Below are 21,339 nucleotides of genomic sequence, written 5' to 3' on the forward strand. Positions count from 1 at the left end.
TATCATTCTTTTCTTAGCATATACTGAAAATAATGTGATAAGAGTAATCCTAAAAGCATAAATATACGAATAAATACTACAATATCTGGTAGTCTCAATTCCAGATTAAATGCAGGGTTTAAGAGCTTTCACGCCCTATTTCGGATTCTTTTGTCAGTATTGGCGAAATATATTGAGCAAAAAGCATCTATTTACCGGGCATATATAGTCACGTACAAAACTATTTCATAGCGGTACCGCAGATTGTTTCGCGCGAGAACATTCGTTGTATGAAATTATTTAGCGGTGCTTAACCGCCTCTGAATCCACATTAAATGAAACCTTTCAGCCATGTCGATTTGCCGCAATATTGTCTATTTTTTGCTCTCTGCATATTTGATCGCTAAAAATAACTCAGCCGTATTGATCAACCTTCGTCACACTTCTGCGGAAAAAAACCGCATTTTCGTCGTAATCAGACGGGGAAATAGTCTGGAATCGTACAAAATGCCAAACGGAGCACGCGATTTATCTGATATTCGACTAAGGTTTGGACAAGATTGATGTCAGCGGTGCCGTGATGCGCCAGCTCAAGGAGAATGATTGATGATAAAACCTGTTATGCGCCAGCCGCGCTCGCTGTTGCTAGCAATGCACGTCGTTTTAGGTGGAGCATTACTTGCTGTTGTTCCTCAGGCGCTGTCCGCAGACGCCCCGAATGCGCAGCAATCACCGGATATCCTGCTCGGCCCGCTGTTTAATGATGTGCAAAGCGCCAAACTCTTTCCCGATCAAAAAACCTTTGCAGATGCTGTACCCAAAGGCGATCCGCTGATGATCCTCGCGGATTATCGTATGCAGCGTAACCAGACCAGTTTCGATTTGCGCCACTTCGTTGATGTTAACTTTACCTTACCGAAAGAAGGCGAAGCCTATGTTCCGCCTGAAGGCCAAAGCCTGCGCGAGCATATCGACGGCCTGTGGCCCGTGCTGACACGCACAACCGATAGCGCCGGTAAATGGGATTCCCTGCTGCCGCTGCCAAAACCTTATGTTGTGCCTGGCGGTCGTTTCCGCGAAGTCTATTACTGGGACAGCTACTTTACGATGCTGGGCCTCGCTGAAAGCGGACACTGGGACAAGATCAACGATATGGTGACCAACTTCGCGCACGAAATTGATACCTGGGGACATATTCCCAACGGTAACCGCACCTACTATCTGAGCCGCTCCCAGCCGCCGTTTTTCGCCTTAATGGTCGAACTGCTGGCTACCCATGATGGCGATGAGGCGCTGAAAACCTGGCTGCCGCAGATGGAAAAAGAATATCGCTACTGGATGGAAGGCGTCGATAGCCTGCAACCGGGTCAGGCCAGCCAGCGCGTGGTAAAGCTGAATGACGGAACCGTGTTAAACCGTTACTGGGACGACCGCGATACGCCGCGTCCGGAATCGTGGCTTGATGATGTCACTACGGCGAAAAATAACCCTAACCGCCCCGCCACGGAGATCTATCGCGATTTGCGTTCCGCTGCCGCCTCGGGCTGGGATTTCAGCTCGCGCTGGATGGATAACCCGCAGCAGCTCGGTACCATTCGAACCACCAGCATTGTGCCCGTGGATCTGAACGCGTTGATGTTCAAAATGGAAAAAATGCTTGCCCGCGGCTATCAGGTTTCCGGTGATGCCGCAAAGGCCAGTCACTATGAAGCCCTTGCCACCGCTCGGCAGAAAGGTATTGAAGCCAATCTGTGGAATGAAAAAGAGGGCTGGTACGCCGATTACGATCTGAAAACCCATAAAGTCAGAAACCAGCTTACGGCAGCGGCGCTCTTCCCGCTGTTTGTCAACGCGGCGGCGAAGGATCGTGCGGATAAAGTCGCTGCCGCCACGCAAGCGCGACTGCTGAAACCCGGCGGCATCACCACAACTACCGTGAATAGCGGGCAACAATGGGATGCGCCTAACGGCTGGGCACCACTGCAATGGGTTGCCGCCGAGGGGCTGCAAAATTACCAGCAGCAGAAACTTTCGCAGGAAGTGAGCTGGCGCTTCCTGACCAATGTTCAGCACACCTACGACCGTGAGAAAAAACTGGTGGAAAAATATGATGTCAGCACCACCGGTACAGGCGGCGGCGGTGGAGAGTATCCTCTGCAGGACGGCTTTGGCTGGACTAACGGCGTCACGCTGAAAATGCTGGATCTGGTGTGCCCGAAAGAGAAACCCTGCGACAACGTGCCGCAAACGCAACCGGCATCCGCCTCACAACAACCTGCGCCTGCCGAACAAAAAGCCGCGCAGTAAACATGAAAAAGGCCGCAACAATTGCGGCCTTTTTACTGAAGCGTAAGTTTTAATCTCTGCGCAACAGCCTGAACACTGCCAGCACGACAATAGCGCCGACGACCGCGACAAGGAAGCTGTGCAGATTAAAGCCGGTAATATCGCCGCCAAAACCAAACGTTGTAGCCAGCCAGCCCCCAACCACCGCCCCCACAATCCCCAGAATACAAGTCAGAATAAATCCGCCGCCATCCCGTCCGGGCATGATTAATTTAGCAATAATGCCAGCAATCAAACCAAAAAGAATCCACGCGAGAATGCCCATTTTACTCTCTCCTTCTGCTTGTTTCGTTTACATGCACGCACCACAATGGCGGCGCGTTAGCTACAGTATAGTTGTCGGCGACAAAACTTTTTCATCTCACAGACTTAATCCCACTCTTCAGGGAAAATTTTTCGCAATATTTGTATTAAGTTCTGTCTGAAATTGCCGATAACCCAACGACGGTGTGTCAGTCATCAAGGAGCCATTCGGCGTGAGCAATTACAGTGAGCAGTTCCTGAAACAGAATCCTCTGGCCGTACTGGGTGTTTTGCGCGATCTGCAAAAAAACCAGGTGCCTGTCTGCATTACCTGGGGCAGCGGTCAGTTCATCAGTAAGATACTGGAAGTCAATCCGGAAGAGCTGGTGATGGATTTTGGTAGCCAGGAGTATGAGAACAACGCAGTGCAGCGTGCAGGGAAAGTGACCATTACCGCTGAAACACAAGGCGCCAAGGTTGAATTTACACTGCCCGGGCTCGCAGCCGGTGATTTCCAGGCGCTGCCGGCATTTATTACCTCGCTGCCGGATTCGCTGTGGTTTATTCAGCGCCGTGAATATTTCCGCATCAGCGCCCCGCTCCATCCGGCTTATTTTTGTAAAGCGTTGATGCCGGACAAAAGCGAGATCCGCTTTCGCCTGTTCGATCTCTCATTGGGAGGGATGGGCGCCCTGCTGGATGGCGAATTACCCGCAGCACTGCAACCGGGCATGCGCTTTTCGCAGGTGGAACTGGACATGGCGTCCTGGGGACAATTTTATTTTGACGCACAGCTGATTGCGGTCGGCGAGCGCAAAGTGGTGGACGGGAAAAACAGCACCATCGTTACGCCACGCCTGAGCTTCCGCTTTCTGAATGTCAGCCCCGGCGTTGAGCGCGAGCTCCAGCGCATTATCTTCGCCCTGGAGCGCGAGGCGCGCGAACGCGCCAACCGGGTGCGCTGATTACATCGCATCCATCGCTTTTTGAACTTTCCAGATATAGCGCGGCGCTTGCGGCGCGGGGTGTTTTTCCGCCACGTGTTTCAGAAAAGCGTCAGCGCTCAAATCATTGATCTCATCAATCGCTTCGTCGCGATCCGACGAGAACGTCCGCAGTAATGCCCCGGCGCCGTTAACGTAGGAGACCACCAGCGCGTACTGCATCACCTGCTGGTTGCGGATCCCCGCCAGCGGCCCGTGTTCGAGAATGCTTAAATAGGCCGCGCCCATGGAAATATTGCGTTCGGGATTTTTCAGTTCACTGCTGGAGGGTTGACCGCTCCATCCCATATAGCGGTAGACTTCACGTCCGGCGGTTGACGCTTTCAGTTGCATCAGCCCCACCGCATTGGATTTACTCACCAGGTTCGGGTTTCCCCCGGATTCCACGGCAATCATCGCCGTCAACAGCCGTGGGCTGACACCCCACGCCGCGCCCGCCTTTTCGGTGATCGGCATCCATTGCATCGCCCGTTTCACCGGCACTTCCGGATTCCAGTCCGGCTGGCGGTAATCTTGTCTTGAACTACATCCGGCCAAAAGTACCACTAAAAAAGCAAACCATCTTAATTTCACGCCAACAAATCCTTCTTCGAGGGGCTCATCACTACGGATGACAACGATACAGGTTAGCGGCATGATAACTGTTTCCCTATAGATGTCAGCAAGGAAATGCCATGTCCACCATCCATTTGATTGCCCCTTCCGGTTATTGCATTAATCAGCACGCGGCGGCACTTGCCGTCGAACGTCTGACGCAGCAGGGGCATCACATTGCCAATCCATCCGTCATCACCCGGCGCAGCGAGCGGTTTGCCGGCAGCGATGAAGAGCGTCTGGCCGATATCAACGCACTGGCAACCCTGGCGGGCAATAATACGATTGTGATGGCGGTGCGCGGCGGCTATGGCGCCAGCCGTTTGCTGGCTGATATCGACTGGCAGGGCATCGCAGCGCGTCAGCAACAACAACCGCTGCTGATATGCGGCCACAGTGATTTTACGGCTATCCAGCTTGGTCTGCTGGCAACCGGCAAGGTGGTTACCTTTAGCGGGCCGATGCTGGCGGGTAATTTCGGCGCAGACACGCTGGATGCCTTCACGCAGGAGCACTTCTGGCGCGCACTGACCAACCCGACCTTCAGCATCGAGTGGAACGGCGTTGGCCCACGATGCCATGTTGAAGGCACGCTGTGGGGCGGGAATCTGGCGATGCTAACTTCACTTATCGGCACGCCGTGGTTGCCGTCAATGCCGGGCGGCATTCTGGTGGTGGAAGATATTAATGAGCATCCTTACCGCGTTGAGCGAATGCTTTTGCAACTGCTGCACGCCGGAATTCTGGCGCAGCAGCAGGCGCTCATTCTCGGTAGTTTCTCCCACGCGCAACCTAACGATTATGATGCGGGCTACAATCTTACAAAGATGGTGGATTACCTGCGTTCACAGCTGACTATCCCGGTCATTAGCGGGCTGGCCTTCGGCCATGAGCCGCAAACGGTAACCCTGCCGTTAGGCGCGTTTGCTCAGCTGCAACATACTGATAAAACACGCCTGACGCTGACCGGTCATCCTGTGATCTCCGGGTAAAAAAAGTGCTTAATGTTCTTATTAAAACACTGTTTCTGCCGTTATTATGAAGTGAAGTTACCAACCCCGGGTTTCCGGCCCGGGGGATTCCCACTGGCGAGGATTAAGGAGAAGCACCACATTGGACGCTGAGGCGATAATTAGTCTGTTTATTCTGGGTTCTGTTCTTGTAACCTGTAGCATCTTATTGAGTTCTTTCTCTTCCCGCCTTGGTATTCCTATCCTGGTCATTTTTCTGGTCATCGGTATGTTAGCCGGCATTGACGGTATCGGCGGGATCCCGTTCGATAACTACCCGCTGGCTTATATGGTCAGTAACCTCGCGCTGGCGATCATTTTGCTGGATGGCGGCATGCGAACCCGCGCCAGTTCCTTTCGTGTTGCGCTCGGCCCTGCGCTTTCGCTCGCTACTGTTGGTGTGCTGGTCACCTCCAGCCTTACCGGTATGATGGCTGCGTGGTTGTTCAAGCTCAACCTGATGGAAGGGCTGCTGATTGGCGCGATTGTCGGCTCCACCGATGCGGCGGCGGTGTTCTCGCTGCTGGGGGGCAAAGGGCTGAACGAACGCGTTGGCTCCACGCTGGAGATCGAGTCGGGCAGTAACGATCCGATGGCTGTTTTCCTGACCATCACGCTGATTGAGATGATCCAGAAGCACAAAGCCGATCTCGATGTGATGTTCCTGGTGCATATCGTGCAGGAGTTTGGTCTCGGCATTCTGCTGGGCGGTGCGGGCGGCTACCTGCTGCAACAGATGATCAACCGTATCGCCCTGCCGCCAGGTCTCTACCCGCTACTGGCGCTCAGCGGTGGTATTCTGGTTTTTTCCCTGACGACGGCCCTGCACGGTAGCGGCATTCTGGCCGTTTATTTATGTGGTTTTGTGCTGGGCAACCGGCCGATCCGCAATCGTTACGGGATTCTGCAAAACTTCGATGGTCTGGCCTGGCTGGCGCAAATCGCTATGTTCCTTGTGCTGGGCCTGCTGGTCACGCCGTCCGATCTGCTGCCGATTGCCGTCTCTGCCCTGATCCTCTCCGCATGGATGATTTTTATCGCCCGTCCGCTGTCGGTGTTCGCCAGCCTGCTGCCGTTCCGCGGTTTCAATCTGCGTGAGCGCGTGTTTATCAGTTGGGTGGGGCTGCGCGGCGCCGTGCCGATTATTCTCGCTACCTTCCCGATGATGGCCGGGCTGGATAATGCGCGGCTGTTCTTTAACGTTGCCTTCTTCGTGGTGCTGATCTCGTTGCTGTTCCAGGGGACCTCGCTCACCTGGGCAGCGAAAAAAGCCAAGGTGGTGGTGCCGCCGGTCGGCTGGCCTGTTTCTCGCGTGGGGCTGGATATTCATCCGGATAATCCCTTCGAGCAGTTCGTCTACCAGCTCAGCGCCGATAAATGGTGCGTGGGCGCGGCGTTGCGTGATTTGCACATGCCGGAAGAGACGCGTATTGCGGCGCTGTTTCGCGGTAACAGTCTGTTGCATCCGACCGGCAGCACGCGGTTGCGGGAAGGCGATGTACTGTGTGTCATTGGGCGCGAGCGGGATCTCCCTGCGCTCGGCAAGCTGTTTAGCCAGTCGCCGCCGGTCGCGCTGGATCAGCGTTTCTTTGGCGATTTTATCCTCGAAGCCGATGCAAAATTCGCCGACGTGGCACTTATTTACGGCCTGGAGGAAGGGCTTGAGCACCGCGATAATCAGCAAACGCTGGGCGATATCGTACAGCAACTGTTGGGCGCAGCACCGGTGGTAGGCGACCAGGTTGAGTTTGCCGGAATGATCTGGACTGTGGCCGAAAAAGCCGACAACGCGGTGTTAAAAGTGGGCGTCAGAGTAGCAGAAGACGAGGCGGAATAACCGCCCCGCGGTAAGTTACACCGTCACAACAGGCACGCGCGGCGCCAGTGCGCACATCAGTTCGTACCCAACCGTGCCTGCCGCCGCAGCGACTTCATCGATTTTTATCTCCTTGCCCCACAGTTCAACCGGCGTACCGATACCGGCCTGCGGGCAAGGCGTTAAATCGACCGTAAGCATATCCATCGAAATCGCGCCGACCGTGCCGGTGCGAATTCCATCGACCAGTACCGGCGTGCCGGAAGGCGCAATGCGCGGATAACCATCGGCATAACCACAGGCCACCACACCGATACGCTGCTCCTCGCTCGCGCGATAGCGGCAACCATAACCGACCGTTTCGCCCGCTTTTAACGTTTGCACCGCGATAATTTCGCTGCTGAGCGTCATCACCGGCCGAATACCGCTGTTGGCGACATCCTGCCATTGACCGGAAGGCGATGCGCCATACAGCACAATACCCGGACGCACCCAGTCGAAATGCGCTTCAGGATGCCATAGCGTCGCCGCAGAGTTGGACAACGATCGCGGCGCATCCAGCCCTTCCGCCGCCTGCGCAATACGCGCCATCGGCCCGGCGATGCCGTCCGGGCGTTCAGCTTCGGCAAAGTGCGACATCAGGGTAATGCTGCTTACGTTGTTAATCGCCCGCAGTTGCTGCCACACGGTATGCACGCGATCCGGCATAAAGCCAAGGCGATTCATGCCGCTGTTAATCTTCAGATAGATATCCAGCGGCGCTTGCAGTTGCGCATTTTGTAACGCCTTAATCTGCCAGTTGCTGTGCAGGCTGGTGGTCAGCCGGTATTTATCGAATAGCGGTAATTCATCGGCGTGAAAAAAACCTTCCAGCATCAGAATCGGCCCTTTCCAGCCGCGTTCACGCAGCAAAATGGCCTCTTCGAGATTCAGCATCGCAAAACCATCCGTGCTGGCAAGCGAACGCCAGACACGATCGATACCGTGACCATATGCATTCGCCTTGACCACTGACCAGACCTTAGCTGTTGGCGCAGCCCGACGCACGACCTGTAAGTTATTGCCCAACGCCTGCAAGTCCAGCGAGGCCATAATCGGACGAGACATCATTTTTCCTTATATTTATCAATTATGAACGCCATGCAGATGCTGTGCGCGTGCCGGGGTAAAGCCGGGTAAATAGCGGGCAACGGAGAGATCGTCAGCCGCAATAGCAGGCGTTTTGCCGGACATTAAATCACTGAGCAACTGGCCGGAACCACAGGCCATCGTCCAGCCCAGCGTACCGTGACCAGTGTTGAGCCACAGATTTTTATACGGCGTACGGCCAACAACCGGCGTACCGTCCGGCGTCATCGGACGCAGGCCGGTCCAGAATGTCGCATCTTCAACGCGACCACCGCGCGGGAAGAGATCGCGTACCACCATTTCCAGCGTTTCGCGACGCGGTTGCAGCAGCTCGGTGTTGAAACCGACAATTTCCGCCATGCCGCCGACACGAATACGCTTATCAAAGCGCGTAATGGCGATTTTGTAGGTTTCATCGAGGATAGTGGAAACCGGCGCGCCGTCTTCCTGCGCGACAGGAATCGTCAGCGAGTAGCCTTTCAGCGGGTATACCGGAATATCAACGATGCCTTTCAGCAGTCCGGTTGACCAGGAGCCGAAGGCCATCACATACGCATCGGCTTTTACCACTTCTTCGCCGCACTTCACGCCATAGATGTTTTCGCCTTCATACAGCAGACGATCCACCGGAGTATTGAAACGAAAGACCACCCCGGCCTGCTCTGCCATGCTGGCAAGTTGCTGAGTAAAAAGCTGGCAGTCGCCGGTTTCATCATTTGGCAAACGCAGGCCGCCGGTTAATTTGTGCGCCACTTCCGCCAGCGCAGGCTCTACCTCAGCCAGACGTGCGGATTCCAGCAACTGGTAAGGAACGCCTGCATCCTGCAACACGGCAATGTCGCGGGTGGCATTTTCATACTGTGCAGCGGTGCGGAAGAGCTGCAAGGTACCGCCCTGCCGCCCTTCATACTGAATACCGGTTGTCTCACGTAGCAACTTCAGGCAGTCGCGGCTGTACTCTGCCAGCCGCACCATACGCCCTTTGTTCTCTGCATAGTGACGGGCGTCACAGTTACGCAGCATCTGCCACATCCATTTCAGCTGCGATGAGGTGCCGTCAAGGCTGATAGCAAGCGGTGCATGGCGCTGGAACATCCATTTGATGGCCTTCAGCGGCACACCCGGCGCGGCCCAGGGCGCGGCATAACCGGGGGAAATCTGCCCGGCATTACCGGCGCTGGTTTCCTGTGCCGGACCAGGCTGGCGATCAATGACCGTGACATCATGACCCGCCTGACGCAAATACCAGGCACTGGCGACGCCCACAACGCCGCTTCCCAATACAACAACTCGCATATCCCTCTCCTGTGAGTAAAGCACAATCGTCTAATTACAAATTGATAACCCAGATGAAAATATTATTCAACATATGGCTTTTTTATGGTGACATTCCTCACAGCCTCGCCGTATCACAAGGCCTGCGATTATTTAGCATCTCCTGCTGCGCGACATTTCGCCGCAGTATAAAATTTTGCAAAAGCAGCAATTAAGGCCGGTGACAGGATCAAAAATCGCGAACAAAAAAAGTGCCCTGACGTACAGAATTGATTGCGTGTTCTATGCTTGAAATGAGACGCTCCATACAGAGAGTGTTCTAACAATGAGGGCGCGCTAATGGCTACGATTGACTCAATGAATAAGGACTCTATTCGTCTGAGTGATGGACCCGACTGGACTTTTGATCTACTGGATGTCTATCTGGCCGAAATCGACCGGGTGGCAAAACTTTATCGCCTGGATACTTATCCGCATCAAATTGAAGTCATTACTTCAGAACAGATGATGGATGCCTACTCCAGCGTCGGTATGCCAATCAACTACCCTCACTGGTCGTTTGGTAAGAAATTCATTGAAACCGAACGGCTCTATAAACACGGGCAACAGGGGCTGGCTTACGAGATTGTCATTAACTCCAACCCGTGTATCGCTTATCTGATGGAAGAAAATACCATCACCATGCAAGCGCTGGTGATGGCGCATGCCTGCTATGGGCACAACTCTTTCTTTAAGAATAACTACCTGTTCCGTAGCTGGACCGACGCCAGTTCGATTGTCGATTACCTTATTTTCGCGCGGAAATACATTACCGACTGCGAAGAGCGGTACGGCGTCGATGAAGTCGAAAAGCTGCTCGATTCGTGCCATGCGTTGATGAACTACGGAGTGGATCGCTATAAACGTCCGCAAAAAATCTCGTTGCAGGAGGAGAAAGCCCGGCAGAAAAGCCGCGAGGAGTATCTGCAAAGCCAGGTGAATATGCTGTGGCGTACGCTGCCGAAACGCGAAGAGGAGCCAACCATCGCCGAAGCGCGCCGTTATCCGTCTGAGCCGCAGGAAAACCTGCTCTATTTTATGGAGAAGAACGCGCCGTTGCTGGAGTCATGGCAGCGTGAGATCCTGCGCATCGTGCGTAAAGTCAGCCAGTATTTCTACCCGCAAAAACAGACGCAGGTAATGAATGAAGGCTGGGCGACTTTCTGGCATTACACCATCCTTAATCATCTCTATGACGAAGGGAAAGTGACCGACCGCTTTATGCTGGAATTCCTGCACAGCCACACTAACGTTGTGTTCCAGCCCCCCTATAACAGCCCGTGGTACAGCGGGATTAACCCGTATGCACTTGGCTTTGCCATGTTCCAGGATATTAAGCGTATTTGCCAGTCGCCGACGGACGAAGACCGCTACTGGTTCCCGGATATTGCCGGTTCCGACTGGCTGGACACGCTGCATTTCGCCATGCGCGATTTTAAAGATGAAAGCTTCATTAGCCAGTTTATGTCGCCGAAAATCATGCGTGATTTCCGCTTCTTTACCGTGCTGGATGACGATCGCAATAACTACCTGGAGATCGCGGCAATCCATAATGAAGAGGGATACCGGGAAATTCGCTCGCGCCTGTCGTCGCAGTACAACCTCAGCAACCTGGAACCCAACATTCAGGTCTGGAATGTCGATCTGCGCGGCGATCGCTCATTAACGCTGCGTTATATTCCGCATAACCGCGCGCCGCTGGATAAAGGCCGCCGCGAAGTTCTGAAACACGTGCATCGCCTGTGGGGGTTTGATGTGCTGCTGGAGCAGCAAAATGAAGATGGCAGCGTGGAACTGCTGGAAAGATGCCCGCCCCGCCAGAGCAGCCTGTAACGAAAAAACCCTCTGTACGCAGAGGGTTTTTTTTGCTTAACGGACCTGCAATGCTAAATCGCCAGGCATCGTTTTTTGCATACGGTGCCAGATTTCACCGCTTTCATGGCCGTAACGACGCACCAGCTCATAGACTTTTTCGTACTGTGCCTGTTCACACACTTCGGCAAGCTGGTGATAAAAACCCAGCGCCAGGCTGCGGGCTTCCGGGCTGGAGAAGTAATGACGCCCGATGCGTGTGTACAGCCCTTTCATGCCGTTGAGGATCAGCCCATAGATCGGGTTGCCGGAGGCAAACGCCAGCCCACGGAAAACGTTGTAATCGAGATCGGCGAACGCATCGGCGTGATCTTCCACCTCGCGCGCTTTGGCCAATACCTGCAACGCTTGATCCGGATGCAGGCGGAATGCCGTACGAATAAAAATCGTTGAGATATTGGTACGCACCGACAGCAGATTATCGATCAGCTGAGGAACGCTTTCGTGATCCAGACGCGCCAGTGTTTCGAGAATATTCAGCCCCGATGTTTCCCAGAAATTATTCACTTTCGTGGGTTTGCCGTGCTGAATCGTCAACCAGCCATCACGTGCCAGACGCTGCAACACTTCGCGCAACGTGGTACGAGTGACGCCGATCAGTTCAGAGAGTTCGCGTTCAGCCGGAAGAATCGATCCTGGCGGAAAGCGACTATTCCAGATACTTTCGATAATGTATTCTTCCGCGAAACCCGCCGGGCTCTGCGCCTTAATGACCATAGACAAATTTCCATTACACAGCTAAGCAAAGGACACTCATCATACCAGACCCCGTCCGGGGCAGGTAGCGTACGGCAAGAAGAAAAAAAGGGATCGCATCTCCATTTTCGTGATTTTACAAGGCTTAACCCTGTTTTAAGCAGGCCTTTCATTTGAAACAAACCAGAATCTATCAATATTTTGTTTCGCGCAAAATAGCAGCAAGTTTATTCCCAATTTGACATTCCGCATGATAAACATTCGATTACGTATTATTTTGATGCCTGCTAGTGGCCTCTACAATGATTTCGTTTACACTGCGTTGTCTACGCATCTCCAGGGAAAAGATTATGTTGCGATATTTAAATGAGTGCTCGCGTGGGCGCGGTGCCTGGATTCTTATGGCACTCACTGCGTTTGCACTTGAAATGGTCGCGCTGTGGTTCCAGCATGTGATGCTGCTGAAACCCTGCGTGCTTTGTATTTATGAACGTTGTGCGCTATTTGGCGTGATGGGCGCAGGTATTGTGGGAGCCATTGCACCTAAAACGCCGCTCCGCTATGTCGCTCTGGTTATCTGGATTTACAGCGCTTTTCGCGGTATCCAGCTCGCCTGGGAGCATACGATGATTCAGTTGCACCCTTCGCCGTTTATGACCTGCGATTTCGCCGCGCGTTTTCCTGAGTGGCTACCTCTCAATAAATGGCTACCGCAAGTGTTTGTTGCTACAGGTGATTGTGCAGAACGTCAGTGGGAGTTTCTGACGCTGGACATGCCGCAATGGCTGCTGGGTATTTTTGTTGCTTATCTGATTGTCGCTCTGCTGGTGCTGATCGCCCAGCCGTTCAAACCGAAAAAACGCGATCTGTTCGGTCGCTAAAAAAACGCTCCTTCGGGAGCGTTTTTTTATGCCTCACCTACCGGGTGCAAAACCGTGGCAGTTATCAGCGTCAGTCGTTGAAAAAACAACGGCGAACTGTTTGCGATTTAGTATAAAAAAGAGCCGTGGAGGCGGGCAGTCAATGTATCCATTCTGCTTTCAGGCGCGGCAATGACTCACTGCATTACCAGCCTCAACAGCTAAAGATCGTCTGACGCTTCGCTTCAGATTTAATTGACTGCGTACGCCATTAATTTCACTGAAAATCTCAGGTGATATTTCGACGATATATAAAACGTGAAGGTGAAGAGCAATTAATTGCTGCTTAATAAATTAACGCTTTATTTTCGTGACAGAGGCTTCGGCAGATCAATCCGCCCATTCAGGTTTATTGAGGATATGGTCCTGCCAGTCCTGGACTTCCGACTCTTTCACTGCAATATGCCGTACCGAGATACGCTCCGCATGCATTGCCGCTTTCGAACCTGTACGCAGTGGGTGCCACAGCGGCAGCGATTTCCCTTCAGCCAGCAGGCGGTAAGCGCAACTCGGCGGCAGCCATTCGAAGGTGGGCAGATTTTCGCGCGTCAGCTTAATGCAGTCCGGTTCGTATTCGAAGCGCCGCTCGTAGTTGCGACACTGGCAGGTTTTGATATTCAACTGACGGCAGGCAACGTTGGTGAAGTAGATCTCGTCGGTGTCTTCATCCATCAGTTTATGCAGGCAGCACTGACCGCAGCCGTCGCACAGCGATTCCCACTCCGCGTCCGTCATTTGTTCGAGAGTTTTGCTTTGCCAGAAAGGAGTGTCGCTCATGATGAAATCCGCCATTGAAATCCAGGGTGCACCTTATAACCAGTCTGGCATGCGGATGCAAGTTTTGCCGCCGGATTAAGGCGGCAAATTGCCTTACAGAACGCGGGTCGACAGGGAAAAACCGTTGAAACTGACTTCCAGCTCGTCGCCGCTGTGCAGCGGACCAACGCCGTCCGGCGTACCGGTCAGGATCACATCTCCCGCTTTCAGCGTAAAGAAGCGGCTCATATAAGCGATCAGCGGTACGATTTTGTGGATCATATCCGCCGTGGTGCCCTGCTGGCGCACTTCACCGTTGATTTTCAGCCCGAGCGGCGTATTTTGCGGATCGCTGGTAAATTCCGCCGCCGGAATGAAACCGGAGATCGGGCAGGAGTTGTCAAAGCCTTTGGCTTTTTCCCACGGTTGCCCCGCTTTCTTCATTTTGCCTTGCAGATCGCGCAGCGTAAGATCGAGCGCAACGCCGTAGCCGGCAATCGCTTTTTTGACGTGCTCTTCCGTTGCCTGGCGCAATGTCGCGCCAATCAGCACGGCCAGCTCTACTTCGTGATGCACAGAGCCAAAATCCTGCGGCAGAGCCAGCGGCTGGCGAATATCGCACAGCGCGGTTTCTGGTTTGATAAACAGCACCGGCTCTTCAGGGGTGGCGCTCCCCATCTCCTGAATATGTTTCGCATAGTTGCTGCCAACGCAAACCACTTTACTCACCGGGTAATCCAGCAGTGCGCCCTGCCAGTTATGATGTTGATACATGTTTTTCCCCTAAGTAACACATTGAACATGAGCGAAAAATGACTATCCGCGCCGTCTGACAGTTTGTCAAATCTCAATATGTTACGGCTTTTGCCGCAAGGAAAATAAGCAGCGGCAGAAAATTCTGCCGCTGTGGGGGGAGATTATTGTTTGTCGTTATCAGCAAGATGCTGTTTGAGTAAATTTTCCGGCGGTGGCGGTAATTGCAAATAATAGCCCTGAGTGGTCAGCGCCTCTTTTACTTTTTCCAAATCGGCACCGGCCAGTTTTTTACGCCCGTCGAGGGGTAAAATCATTGCCAGCTGCGGTTGACCAAAACTTTGCATTAAAGTTTCCGGCACGCGGGAAAAATCGTCTCTTTTTTCGACATACAGATAAGTCTGATCGCGTCGGGTACTTCGGTAGATCACACAAAACATACTTTATACTCGGAATTAGCGGGTGGTTACTTGCCTGAATATAATAGTGACTATAACATGCCTGATAGTCTTCGGAATATTGCTCCGTATGCGAGCGATAATAGCAAAATGAGTAAGGTCAGGATGTCAAACACGCCCATCGAGCTAAAAGGCAGTAGTTTTACCTTATCAGTGGTTCACTTGCATGATGCAAAACCCGAGGTTATTCGTCAGGCGTTAGAAGACAAAATCGCTCAGGCTCCTGCTTTTCTACAACATGCCCCCGTGGTTGTTAATGTCTCTGCGCTGGAAGGCCCCGTTAACTGGCCCCAGTTACAAAAGACTATTGCCGCAACCGGGCTACGCGTTGTCGGCATCAGCGGTTGTAAAGATACCGAACTGAAAGCAGAAATCGAACGTGCCGGGCTTCCCTTACTGACAGAAGGCAAAGAGAAAGCGCCGCGTCAGGTCAGCGCCCCGGAACCCGTACCGGTTGTTACTCCGGTCACAAAAACACGCTTGATTGATATGCCCGTTCGTTCCGGTCAGCGCATTTATGCACCACACTGTGATCTGATTGTCACCAGCCACGTTAGCGCAGGCGCTGAGTTAATTGCCGACGGCAATATCCACGTCTACGGCATGATGCGCGGACGCGCACTGGCGGGTGCCAGCGGTGATAAAGACGCACAAATATTTTGCACACATCTCACGCCGGAGCTGGTCTCCATCGCGGGAGAATACTGGCTGAGCGATAAAATCCCGGCCGAATTTTATGGCAAAGCAGCGCGTTTGCAGTTAATTAACGACGCTTTGACAATTCAACCCTTAAATTAAGCCCTTTTAACAAGGAACTCCTATGGCACGCATTATTGTTGTTACTTCGGGTAAAGGGGGCGTTGGCAAGACCACCTCCAGCGCGGCCATCGCTACTGGTTTAGCCCAGAAGGGCAAAAAGACCGTGGTTATCGATTTCGATATTGGGCTGCGTAACCTTGACCTGATCATGGGTTGCGAGCGCCGCGTCGTGTACGATTTCGTGAACGTCATTCAGGGCGATGCCACGCTGAACCAGGCGCTGATTAAAGATAAGCGCACGGAAAATCTCTATATTCTCCCGGCGTCGCAGACTCGCGACAAAGACGCCCTCACCCGCGATGGGGTGGATAAGGTGCTCGAAGATCTGAAGAAAATGGACTTCGATTTTATCGTCTGCGACTCCCCGGCGGGCATCGAAACCGGTGCGCTGATGGCGCTCTATTTCGCCGATGAAGCAATTATTACTACCAACCCGGAAGTCTCGTCTGTACGCGACTCTGACCGTATCCTCGGCATTCTGGCTTCCAAGTCGCGCCGCGCGGAAAATGGTGAAGAGCCGATTAAAGAGCATCTGCTGCTGACCCGCTATAACCCCGGTCGTGTGAACCGTGGCGACATGCTGAGCATGGAAGATGTGCTGGAAATTCTGCGTATCAAACTGGTTGGCGTGATCCCGGAAGATCAATCCGTGCTGCGCGCGTCGAACCAGGGTGAGCCTGTGATTCTGGATACCAACGCTGACGCCGGTAAAGCATATGCCGATGCCGTCGACCGTCTGCTGGGAGAAGAACGCCCTTTCCGCTTCATCGAAGAAGAGAAGAAAGGTTTCCTCAAACGCCTGTTCGGAGGATAAGTTATGGCATTACTCGACTTTTTTCTCTCCAGAAAAAAGAATACCGCCAGCATTGCGAAAGAGCGGCTGCAAATTATTGTTGCGGAACGTCGTCGTAGTGACGCGGAACCCCATTATTTACCGCAGCTCAAGCGGGATATTCTGGAAGTGATCTGCAAGTACGTGCAAATCGATCCGGAAATGGTAACCGTGCAGCTGGAACAAAAAGGGGACGATATTTCCATTCTTGAACTTAACGTTACCCTGCCGGAAACGGAAGAAACGAAATAAAGCTCCCGTTTTCCGGGCATAAAAAAAGGCAGAAGAAATTCTGCCTTTTTGTTTATTTCAGCGAAACACTGTGATTATTTACAGTTATTAATTCGGGTATTCTGCTAATAATGTTTTCAGTTGATCGGCCATCAATTCTCCGCGCCAGCCGCTGATTAATTCCGGCAAAGTATTCTGCGGTTTTAACTTCCAGTGCCAGTTCAGTAACTGATTAATCTGCCGACGGGAAGCCATCAGCTCAACGCTGATATTGTGGCTTTCGCTGATGGTCTGCACCAGCGCTTTGATCGCTTTGAATGCTTTACGATAACCTGGCATATCCATCAGATTGAGCAGCGGCTCCGGCAATTCCTCTTCCGGCAGAGCCTGCGCCTGCGCGACCAGCGCCAGCAGCGTTTTCCCGTGGTAACGGATCTCACTGCCGGAAAGGCCGATACTGTCCAGTTCGCCCATGCTGGAAGGCATATAGCGCGCCACCGCCCACAGGTTCTCTTCGCGCACCACAAAATTAACCGCCAGATCGCGCTCACGGGCTTTACGCAGACGCCAGTCTGCCAGCAGGCGCAGGCAGGCCAGCTGGCGCGTACGCAACTGCCAGGCGTTGCCAATCTCGCGCCACGCCTCTTCCGGGGCCAGCACTTCCTGGCGGCGCTGCATCATCAGGCGACACTCATCCAGCGCCGCTTCCAGCCGCCCGGCCGCGCGGGTTTCCGCCATCAACTTGTCGGCTATCGGCAGCAGATACCAGACGTCAGCGGCAGCATAATCACACTGGCGCTCCGTCAGCGGCCGCGCCAGCCAGTCGGTGCGGGATTCGCTTTTATCAATCGTCAGGCCGGTAAACTCTTCCACCATCGCGGCAAATCCCCATGACAGCGGACGACCGCAAAATGCGGCGAGGATCTGGGTATCAATCATCGGCTGCGGATGTACGCCGAATGCGTTGAGGAACACTTCCAGATCTTCACTGCCGGCATGCAGGTATTTGATTACCTGGGTGTTGATCAGCAGATCGCGAAACGGCGCCCACTCGGTAATGGTCAGCGGATCGATCAGTGCCGTATGTTCGCCATCAAAAAGCTGGATCAGACCGAGTTGCGGATAGTAGGTACGGGTACGGACAAATTCGGTATCCAGGGCAATGGCCGGGAACGCGCTGGCGGCTTCACACAGCGTAGCCAGCCCGTCATTCGTCGTTATCATCTGGTAATTCAAATCATCATCTCTTTAGTTTGCGCCCATAAAAAACGCCGGCTTAACCGGCGTTCAGGCGACTAACGCATAGCTCAGGCTTTATTGTCCACTTTGGCGCGCGCTTCGTCACGCAATTCTCGCCGCAGGATCTTGCCAACGTTCGATTTTGGCAGTTCATTGCGAAATTCGACCAGCTTCGGCACTTTATATCCGGTGAGCTGGCGACGGCAGAAGGCGATTAGTGCATCTTCGCTCAGCGACGCATCTTTTTTCACCACGAAGATCTTCACCGCTTCGCCGCTGTTTTCGGACGGAACCCCTACGGCGGCCACTTCCAGTACCCCGGCATGCTGCATGACAACATCTTCGATTTCATTCGGATAGACGTTAAAGCCGGAGACGAGGATCATATCTTTCTTGCGATCGACAATGCGCAGGAATCCCTCTTCGTCCATCACCGCAATATCACCGGTATGCAGCCAGCCGTCGCGGATAATTTCATCCGTGGCATCCGGGCGCTGCCAGTAACCCAGCATCACCTGCGGCCCTTTTACGCACAGCTCACCAGGCTCGCCCGGCGGCACTTCGTTGTTGTTGTCATCTACCAGTTTGGCTTCAGTCGACGGCACCGGCAGGCCAATGCTGCCGCTGTGATAATCGATATCGTGCGGGTTGACGCTCACCAGCGGCGCGCATTCCGTCAGGCCGTAGCCTTCAAGCAGATACTGACCGGTCAGTTTCACCCAGCGATCGGCAACGGCCTGTTGCACCGGCATACCGCCGCCAGCGGAAAGATGCAGCGAGGAGAAATCCAGCGAGCGGAACTCTTCATTGTTCAGCAGCGCGTTAAATAATGTGTTCACACCGGTCATTGCAGTGAACGGATATTTGCTCAGCTCTTTGACCAGCCCCGGAATGTCGCGCGGGTTGGTGATCAGCAAGTTCTGCCCGCCGAGTTCAATAAACAGCAGGCAGTTCATGGTCAGCGCGAAAATGTGATACAGCGGTAGCGCTGTGACAACCAGCTCTTTGCCGCGGTGCAACAGCGGCCCGTAAGTTGCGTTAACCTGCTCCAGGTTCGCCAGCATGTTGCGATGAGTGAGCATCGCCCCTTTTGCGACACCGGTTGTACCACCGGTATATTGCAGAAACGCCAAATCCCCGGCGACAACTTCCGGCTTGACGTACTGCATGCGATAGCCGGTTTGCAGCGCGCGACGAAAAGAGATGGCATCCGGCAGGTGATACTTCGGTACCAGGCGTTTCACGTATTTGACGACAAAGTTCACCAGCGTGCCTTTCGCCGGAGAGAGTTGATCGCCCATGCGGGTCAGAATGACGTGACGTACCTGCGTCTTCTCAACGATCTTTTCCAGGGTATGCGCAAAGTTGGAGACAATCACAATCGCGGAAGAGCCGCTGTCATTCAGTTGATGCTCAAGTTCACGCGGGGTGTAAAGCGGATTCACGTTCACCACAATCATGCCCGCGCGCAAAATGCCGAACAACGCGACCGGATATTGCAGCAGGTTTGGCATCATCAACGCAACGCGATCGCCCTTTTTCAGCCCCAGTCCTTGCTGTAAATAAGCGGCAAATGCCCGGCTACGCTCTTCCAGCTTGCGGAAGGTCATCACCTCGCCCATGTTGATGAAGGCGGGTTGATCGGCGTAACGCGCGACGGAGTGTTCAAAAAGTTCTACCAGGGATTGATAACGGTCGGGGTTGATCTCCGCCGGAACATCGGCGGGGTAACGGTTAAGCCAAACCTTCTTCAATGAATCACCTCTGAAATGAGTATTTTTGGTCATCACAACCCCATTTAATAAACAAGCCGTTAACATAATATTAACTCAGCGTACCAGTTTATTAATTAAGCGAATTGAAGGTTGCGAAGCCCGTCACTAATTATTTTTGTTATACACAGCCACAGACAGAAACAGCGGCTTAGCCGCTGTCTCATTTATTCAATAAAACAAGAGATTACTCTGTCACGATGGTCTCTACACGGGCGGGTTCTGGCGGGTACCAGCCCCAGCCAGGATAACCTGTTCGCCATCCGTGTCGGCCAGGCGGCCCCCAAAACCACGGGTCTATCGGCTGAGGCGGCATCATCACTTGTTGGGTCAGATGCCAGCGTTTATAGCCGGTCGCCTGCATCACCATAAATTTGTAAGGGGCGTCACCGATTTTACCATCCGCAGTGCCGGTGATCGGTCCAACCACTGTGACCAGCTGATTACGGAAATCAACCGGATCGAGGAAGCCGTTAACTTCCGCATAAATTCGCCCGACCGACGGCTCGCCCAGTACCGGACGGGCGCCGCTGTCGAGCGGTACGGAGGCGATCTCCAGACGGGTTTTCCCCTGCTGATTCTGGATATCAACGACTTTGCCGCCGAAGCGGGCTTCCTGGCCGACGTACAGCGACGGCGCACTCATCACCCGGACTAAATCGTCCTGCGGCGTGGGACTGGTTCCTTTAATCGCGTCAGGCACAGAAACACAACCACTCAACACCGCCGTTGCCAATCCTGTCAGCAACCAGCGCATAACTCTTTTTTGACCCGCCATGATGCGACTCCTTCACTCAGTTGTTATTACTGAGATTCATTCCCGGCCAGGAAGTTTCTTCCATGCCACTTCGTTACGTAAATAAACCGGTTCAGCGTGCTCGACGGCAACGGTTTTCTTTGCTGCGAACAGTTGTTGCGCAAGCGGCAGCATATCTTCTGCAGTCGGGAGCAGAATTTCGCCGTCTGTCAGCGTCAGCGCATTACCGTTACCCATCTCCGGCCATGCCGGCCAGCCGGTACCGACCGTTGCCCATTGACCTTCAAGTTGCTGAAGACGAGCGCTCACTGCTTCCGGTTTGAGCACCGCTTCTGTCTCTTCACCGTGCCAGACGCCCTGCTCGTCACGCTGGTATTCCGCCCAGTAGACTTCCCCCATACGTGCATCAATCGCGGCAAGTACGCGAGTTGCGCCAGTTTTACGCCATGCGCCCTGCGCCATTGTTGCCAGCGTTGAAACGCCAATCATCGGCAGTTCGGCGCCCAGCGCAAGGCCCTGCGCAATACCAATACCAATGCGCACGCCAGTAAAACTCCCCGGCCCGCGGCCAAAAGCCAGCGCATCAAGTTGTGTCAATTTAAGATCGGCGTCACCCAGCACATCCCTGACCAGTGGCAGGATGCGTTGGGTATGTTCACGTGGGCAAAGTTCGAAATGAGCGAAGGTAGTACCATCGTTCCACAGGGCGACAGAACAGGCTTCTGTGGCGGTATCAATAGCCAGAATTCGCATGGGTATAGCGGTCCATGAAAAACAAAATGGCGCGCATCTTACCACAG

At 53.6% G+C, this 21,339-nt stretch carries 21 protein-coding genes; 9 read left to right on the top strand and 12 right to left on the bottom strand.

The genetic code is table 11. The features are described 5' to 3' along the window. Positions 1–585 precede the first annotated feature (585 nt). The gene (locus DK872_RS20950; protein WP_007371667.1) at positions 586–2,286 is read left to right on the top strand and encodes an alpha,alpha-trehalase; all 1,701 of its coding nucleotides are present in this window, start codon (positions 586–588) and stop codon (positions 2,284–2,286) included. 49 nt (positions 2,287–2,335) lie between these two features. Here the strand turns inward: DK872_RS20950 and DK872_RS20955 are convergent, their stop codons facing one another. Then, positions 2,336–2,590, bottom strand: a complete 255-nt coding sequence (locus DK872_RS20955) for a GlsB/YeaQ/YmgE family stress response membrane protein (protein ID WP_007371666.1) — start codon at positions 2,588–2,590, stop codon at positions 2,336–2,338. Between the two features lie 211 nt (positions 2,591–2,801). Between DK872_RS20955 and DK872_RS20960 the strand changes: the two genes are divergently transcribed. Continuing rightward, positions 2,802–3,533: a flagellar brake protein gene (locus DK872_RS20960; protein WP_007371665.1), complete on the top strand. Its 732-nt coding sequence runs from the start codon at positions 2,802–2,804 to the stop codon at positions 3,531–3,533. On the opposite strand, the gene emtA is transcribed toward DK872_RS20960, so the two are convergent. Then, on the bottom strand, positions 3,534–4,145 hold the full coding sequence (gene emtA, locus DK872_RS20965; protein WP_007371664.1) for a membrane-bound lytic murein transglycosylase EmtA: 612 nt from the start codon (positions 4,143–4,145) through the stop codon (positions 3,534–3,536). 101 nt (positions 4,146–4,246) lie between these two features. Between emtA and ldcA the strand changes: the two genes are divergently transcribed. Further along, entirely contained in the window at positions 4,247–5,158 is a 912-nt protein-coding gene (gene ldcA / locus DK872_RS20970) for a muramoyltetrapeptide carboxypeptidase (RefSeq protein WP_007371663.1), read from the top strand. 121 nt (positions 5,159–5,279) lie between these two features. After that, positions 5,280–7,013, top strand: a complete 1,734-nt coding sequence (locus DK872_RS20975; protein ID WP_007371662.1) for a potassium/proton antiporter — start codon at positions 5,280–5,282, stop codon at positions 7,011–7,013. A 15-nt stretch (positions 7,014–7,028) separates the two neighbouring features. Here DK872_RS20975 and dadX read toward each other — a convergent pair whose 3' ends face one another. Then, positions 7,029–8,099, bottom strand: a complete 1,071-nt coding sequence (gene dadX, locus DK872_RS20980; protein ID WP_007371661.1) for a catabolic alanine racemase DadX — start codon at positions 8,097–8,099, stop codon at positions 7,029–7,031. A gap of 18 nt (positions 8,100–8,117) precedes the next feature. Further along, entirely contained in the window at positions 8,118–9,416 is a 1,299-nt protein-coding gene (locus tag DK872_RS20985; protein WP_007371660.1) for a D-amino acid dehydrogenase, read from the bottom strand. Positions 9,417–9,734: 318 nt separating this feature from the next. On the opposite strand from DK872_RS20985, the gene DK872_RS20990 reads away from it, so the two are divergent. Beyond that, entirely contained in the window at positions 9,735–11,267 is a 1,533-nt protein-coding gene (locus tag DK872_RS20990) for a SpoVR family protein (RefSeq protein ID WP_035887431.1), read from the top strand. A gap of 36 nt (positions 11,268–11,303) precedes the next feature. On the opposite strand, the gene fadR is transcribed toward DK872_RS20990, so the two are convergent. Then, complete coding sequence (fadR, locus tag DK872_RS20995; RefSeq protein WP_007371658.1) at positions 11,304–12,023, bottom strand: fatty acid metabolism transcriptional regulator FadR; 720 nt, start codon at positions 12,021–12,023, stop codon at positions 11,304–11,306. Positions 12,024–12,352: 329 nt separating this feature from the next. Between fadR and dsbB the strand changes: the two genes are divergently transcribed. After that, positions 12,353–12,883, top strand: a complete 531-nt coding sequence (dsbB, locus tag DK872_RS21000) for a disulfide bond formation protein DsbB (protein ID WP_035887433.1) — start codon at positions 12,353–12,355, stop codon at positions 12,881–12,883. A 369-nt stretch (positions 12,884–13,252) separates the two neighbouring features. On the opposite strand, the gene DK872_RS21005 is transcribed toward dsbB, so the two are convergent. The 3 genes from DK872_RS21005 to DK872_RS21015 all read right to left on the bottom strand — a co-directional run bounded on the left by DK872_RS21005 (position 13,253) and on the right by DK872_RS21015 (position 14,871). Then, positions 13,253–13,699, bottom strand: coding sequence for a YcgN family cysteine cluster protein (locus DK872_RS21005; protein WP_007371656.1), 447 nt, complete (start codon positions 13,697–13,699; stop codon positions 13,253–13,255). A 93-nt stretch (positions 13,700–13,792) separates the two neighbouring features. Beyond that, complete coding sequence (locus DK872_RS21010; protein WP_007371655.1) at positions 13,793–14,452, bottom strand: fumarylacetoacetate hydrolase family protein; 660 nt, start codon at positions 14,450–14,452, stop codon at positions 13,793–13,795. Between the two features lie 143 nt (positions 14,453–14,595). After that, positions 14,596–14,871 (bottom strand): YcgL domain-containing protein, encoded by a 276-nt coding sequence (locus DK872_RS21015; RefSeq protein WP_035887435.1) that lies wholly within the window; start codon positions 14,869–14,871, stop codon positions 14,596–14,598. Positions 14,872–14,994: 123 nt separating this feature from the next. Here DK872_RS21015 and minC point away from each other — a divergent pair, with 123 nt between their 5' ends. From minC to minE, 3 genes are read left to right on the top strand one after another with little or no spacing between them, the layout of a single operon-like run. Then, a complete protein-coding gene (minC, locus tag DK872_RS21020) occupies positions 14,995–15,687 on the top strand; it encodes a septum site-determining protein MinC (RefSeq protein WP_007371653.1) in 693 nt (230 codons plus the stop codon). A 22-nt stretch (positions 15,688–15,709) separates the two neighbouring features. Then, entirely contained in the window at positions 15,710–16,522 is an 813-nt protein-coding gene (minD, locus tag DK872_RS21025; RefSeq protein ID WP_007371652.1) for a septum site-determining protein MinD, read from the top strand. A gap of 3 nt (positions 16,523–16,525) precedes the next feature. Further along, positions 16,526–16,792, top strand: coding sequence for a cell division topological specificity factor MinE (gene minE, locus DK872_RS21030; RefSeq protein ID WP_007371651.1), 267 nt, complete (start codon positions 16,526–16,528; stop codon positions 16,790–16,792). 87 nt (positions 16,793–16,879) lie between these two features. Here the strand turns inward: minE and rnd are convergent, their stop codons facing one another. The 4 genes from rnd to tsaB form a co-directional block, all read right to left on the bottom strand. Next, positions 16,880–17,995: a ribonuclease D gene (rnd, locus tag DK872_RS21035; RefSeq protein ID WP_007371650.1), complete on the bottom strand. Its 1,116-nt coding sequence runs from the start codon at positions 17,993–17,995 to the stop codon at positions 16,880–16,882. 83 nt (positions 17,996–18,078) lie between these two features. Beyond that, positions 18,079–19,764, bottom strand: a complete 1,686-nt coding sequence (gene fadD / locus DK872_RS21040; protein ID WP_139201254.1) for a long-chain-fatty-acid--CoA ligase FadD — start codon at positions 19,762–19,764, stop codon at positions 18,079–18,081. A 205-nt stretch (positions 19,765–19,969) separates the two neighbouring features. Further along, on the bottom strand, positions 19,970–20,560 hold the full coding sequence (locus DK872_RS21045) for a Slp family lipoprotein (RefSeq protein ID WP_007371648.1): 591 nt from the start codon (positions 20,558–20,560) through the stop codon (positions 19,970–19,972). 36 nt (positions 20,561–20,596) lie between these two features. Beyond that, a complete protein-coding gene (tsaB, locus tag DK872_RS21050) occupies positions 20,597–21,292 on the bottom strand; it encodes a tRNA (adenosine(37)-N6)-threonylcarbamoyltransferase complex dimerization subunit type 1 TsaB (protein WP_007371647.1) in 696 nt (231 codons plus the stop codon). Positions 21,293–21,339 lie beyond the last annotated feature (47 nt).

Source organism: Kosakonia sp. MH5 (assembly GCF_009935945.1).
Lineage (GTDB): Bacteria > Pseudomonadota > Gammaproteobacteria > Enterobacterales > Enterobacteriaceae > Kosakonia > Kosakonia radicincitans.

Excerpts from the sequence above, each read along its gene's own strand:
- minC (WP_007371653.1), top strand. The coding sequence starts at position 14,995 with ATGTCAAACACGCCCATCGAGCTAAAAGGCAGTAGTTTTACCTTATCA.
- DK872_RS21045 (WP_007371648.1), bottom strand. The coding sequence starts at position 20,560 with ATGGCGGGTCAAAAAAGAGTTATGCGCTGGTTGCTGACAGGATTGGCA.
- DK872_RS20950 (WP_007371667.1), top strand. The coding sequence starts at position 586 with ATGATAAAACCTGTTATGCGCCAGCCGCGCTCGCTGTTGCTAGCAATG.
- DK872_RS20955 (WP_007371666.1), bottom strand. The coding sequence starts at position 2,590 with ATGGGCATTCTCGCGTGGATTCTTTTTGGTTTGATTGCTGGCATTATT.
- rnd (WP_007371650.1), bottom strand. The coding sequence starts at position 17,995 with ATGATAACGACGAATGACGGGCTGGCTACGCTGTGTGAAGCCGCCAGC.
- DK872_RS21005 (WP_007371656.1), bottom strand. The coding sequence starts at position 13,699 with ATGAGCGACACTCCTTTCTGGCAAAGCAAAACTCTCGAACAAATGACG.
- fadR (WP_007371658.1), bottom strand. The coding sequence starts at position 12,023 with ATGGTCATTAAGGCGCAGAGCCCGGCGGGTTTCGCGGAAGAATACATT.
- DK872_RS21015 (WP_035887435.1), bottom strand. The coding sequence starts at position 14,871 with ATGTTTTGTGTGATCTACCGAAGTACCCGACGCGATCAGACTTATCTG.
- DK872_RS20990 (WP_035887431.1), top strand. The coding sequence starts at position 9,735 with ATGGCTACGATTGACTCAATGAATAAGGACTCTATTCGTCTGAGTGAT.
- DK872_RS20985 (WP_007371660.1), bottom strand. The coding sequence starts at position 9,416 with ATGCGAGTTGTTGTATTGGGAAGCGGCGTTGTGGGCGTCGCCAGTGCC.
- tsaB (WP_007371647.1), bottom strand. The coding sequence starts at position 21,292 with ATGCGAATTCTGGCTATTGATACCGCCACAGAAGCCTGTTCTGTCGCC.
- minE (WP_007371651.1), top strand. The coding sequence starts at position 16,526 with ATGGCATTACTCGACTTTTTTCTCTCCAGAAAAAAGAATACCGCCAGC.
- DK872_RS21010 (WP_007371655.1), bottom strand. The coding sequence starts at position 14,452 with ATGTATCAACATCATAACTGGCAGGGCGCACTGCTGGATTACCCGGTG.
- minD (WP_007371652.1), top strand. The coding sequence starts at position 15,710 with ATGGCACGCATTATTGTTGTTACTTCGGGTAAAGGGGGCGTTGGCAAG.
- dsbB (WP_035887433.1), top strand. The coding sequence starts at position 12,353 with ATGTTGCGATATTTAAATGAGTGCTCGCGTGGGCGCGGTGCCTGGATT.
- dadX (WP_007371661.1), bottom strand. The coding sequence starts at position 8,099 with ATGTCTCGTCCGATTATGGCCTCGCTGGACTTGCAGGCGTTGGGCAAT.
- ldcA (WP_007371663.1), top strand. The coding sequence starts at position 4,247 with ATGTCCACCATCCATTTGATTGCCCCTTCCGGTTATTGCATTAATCAG.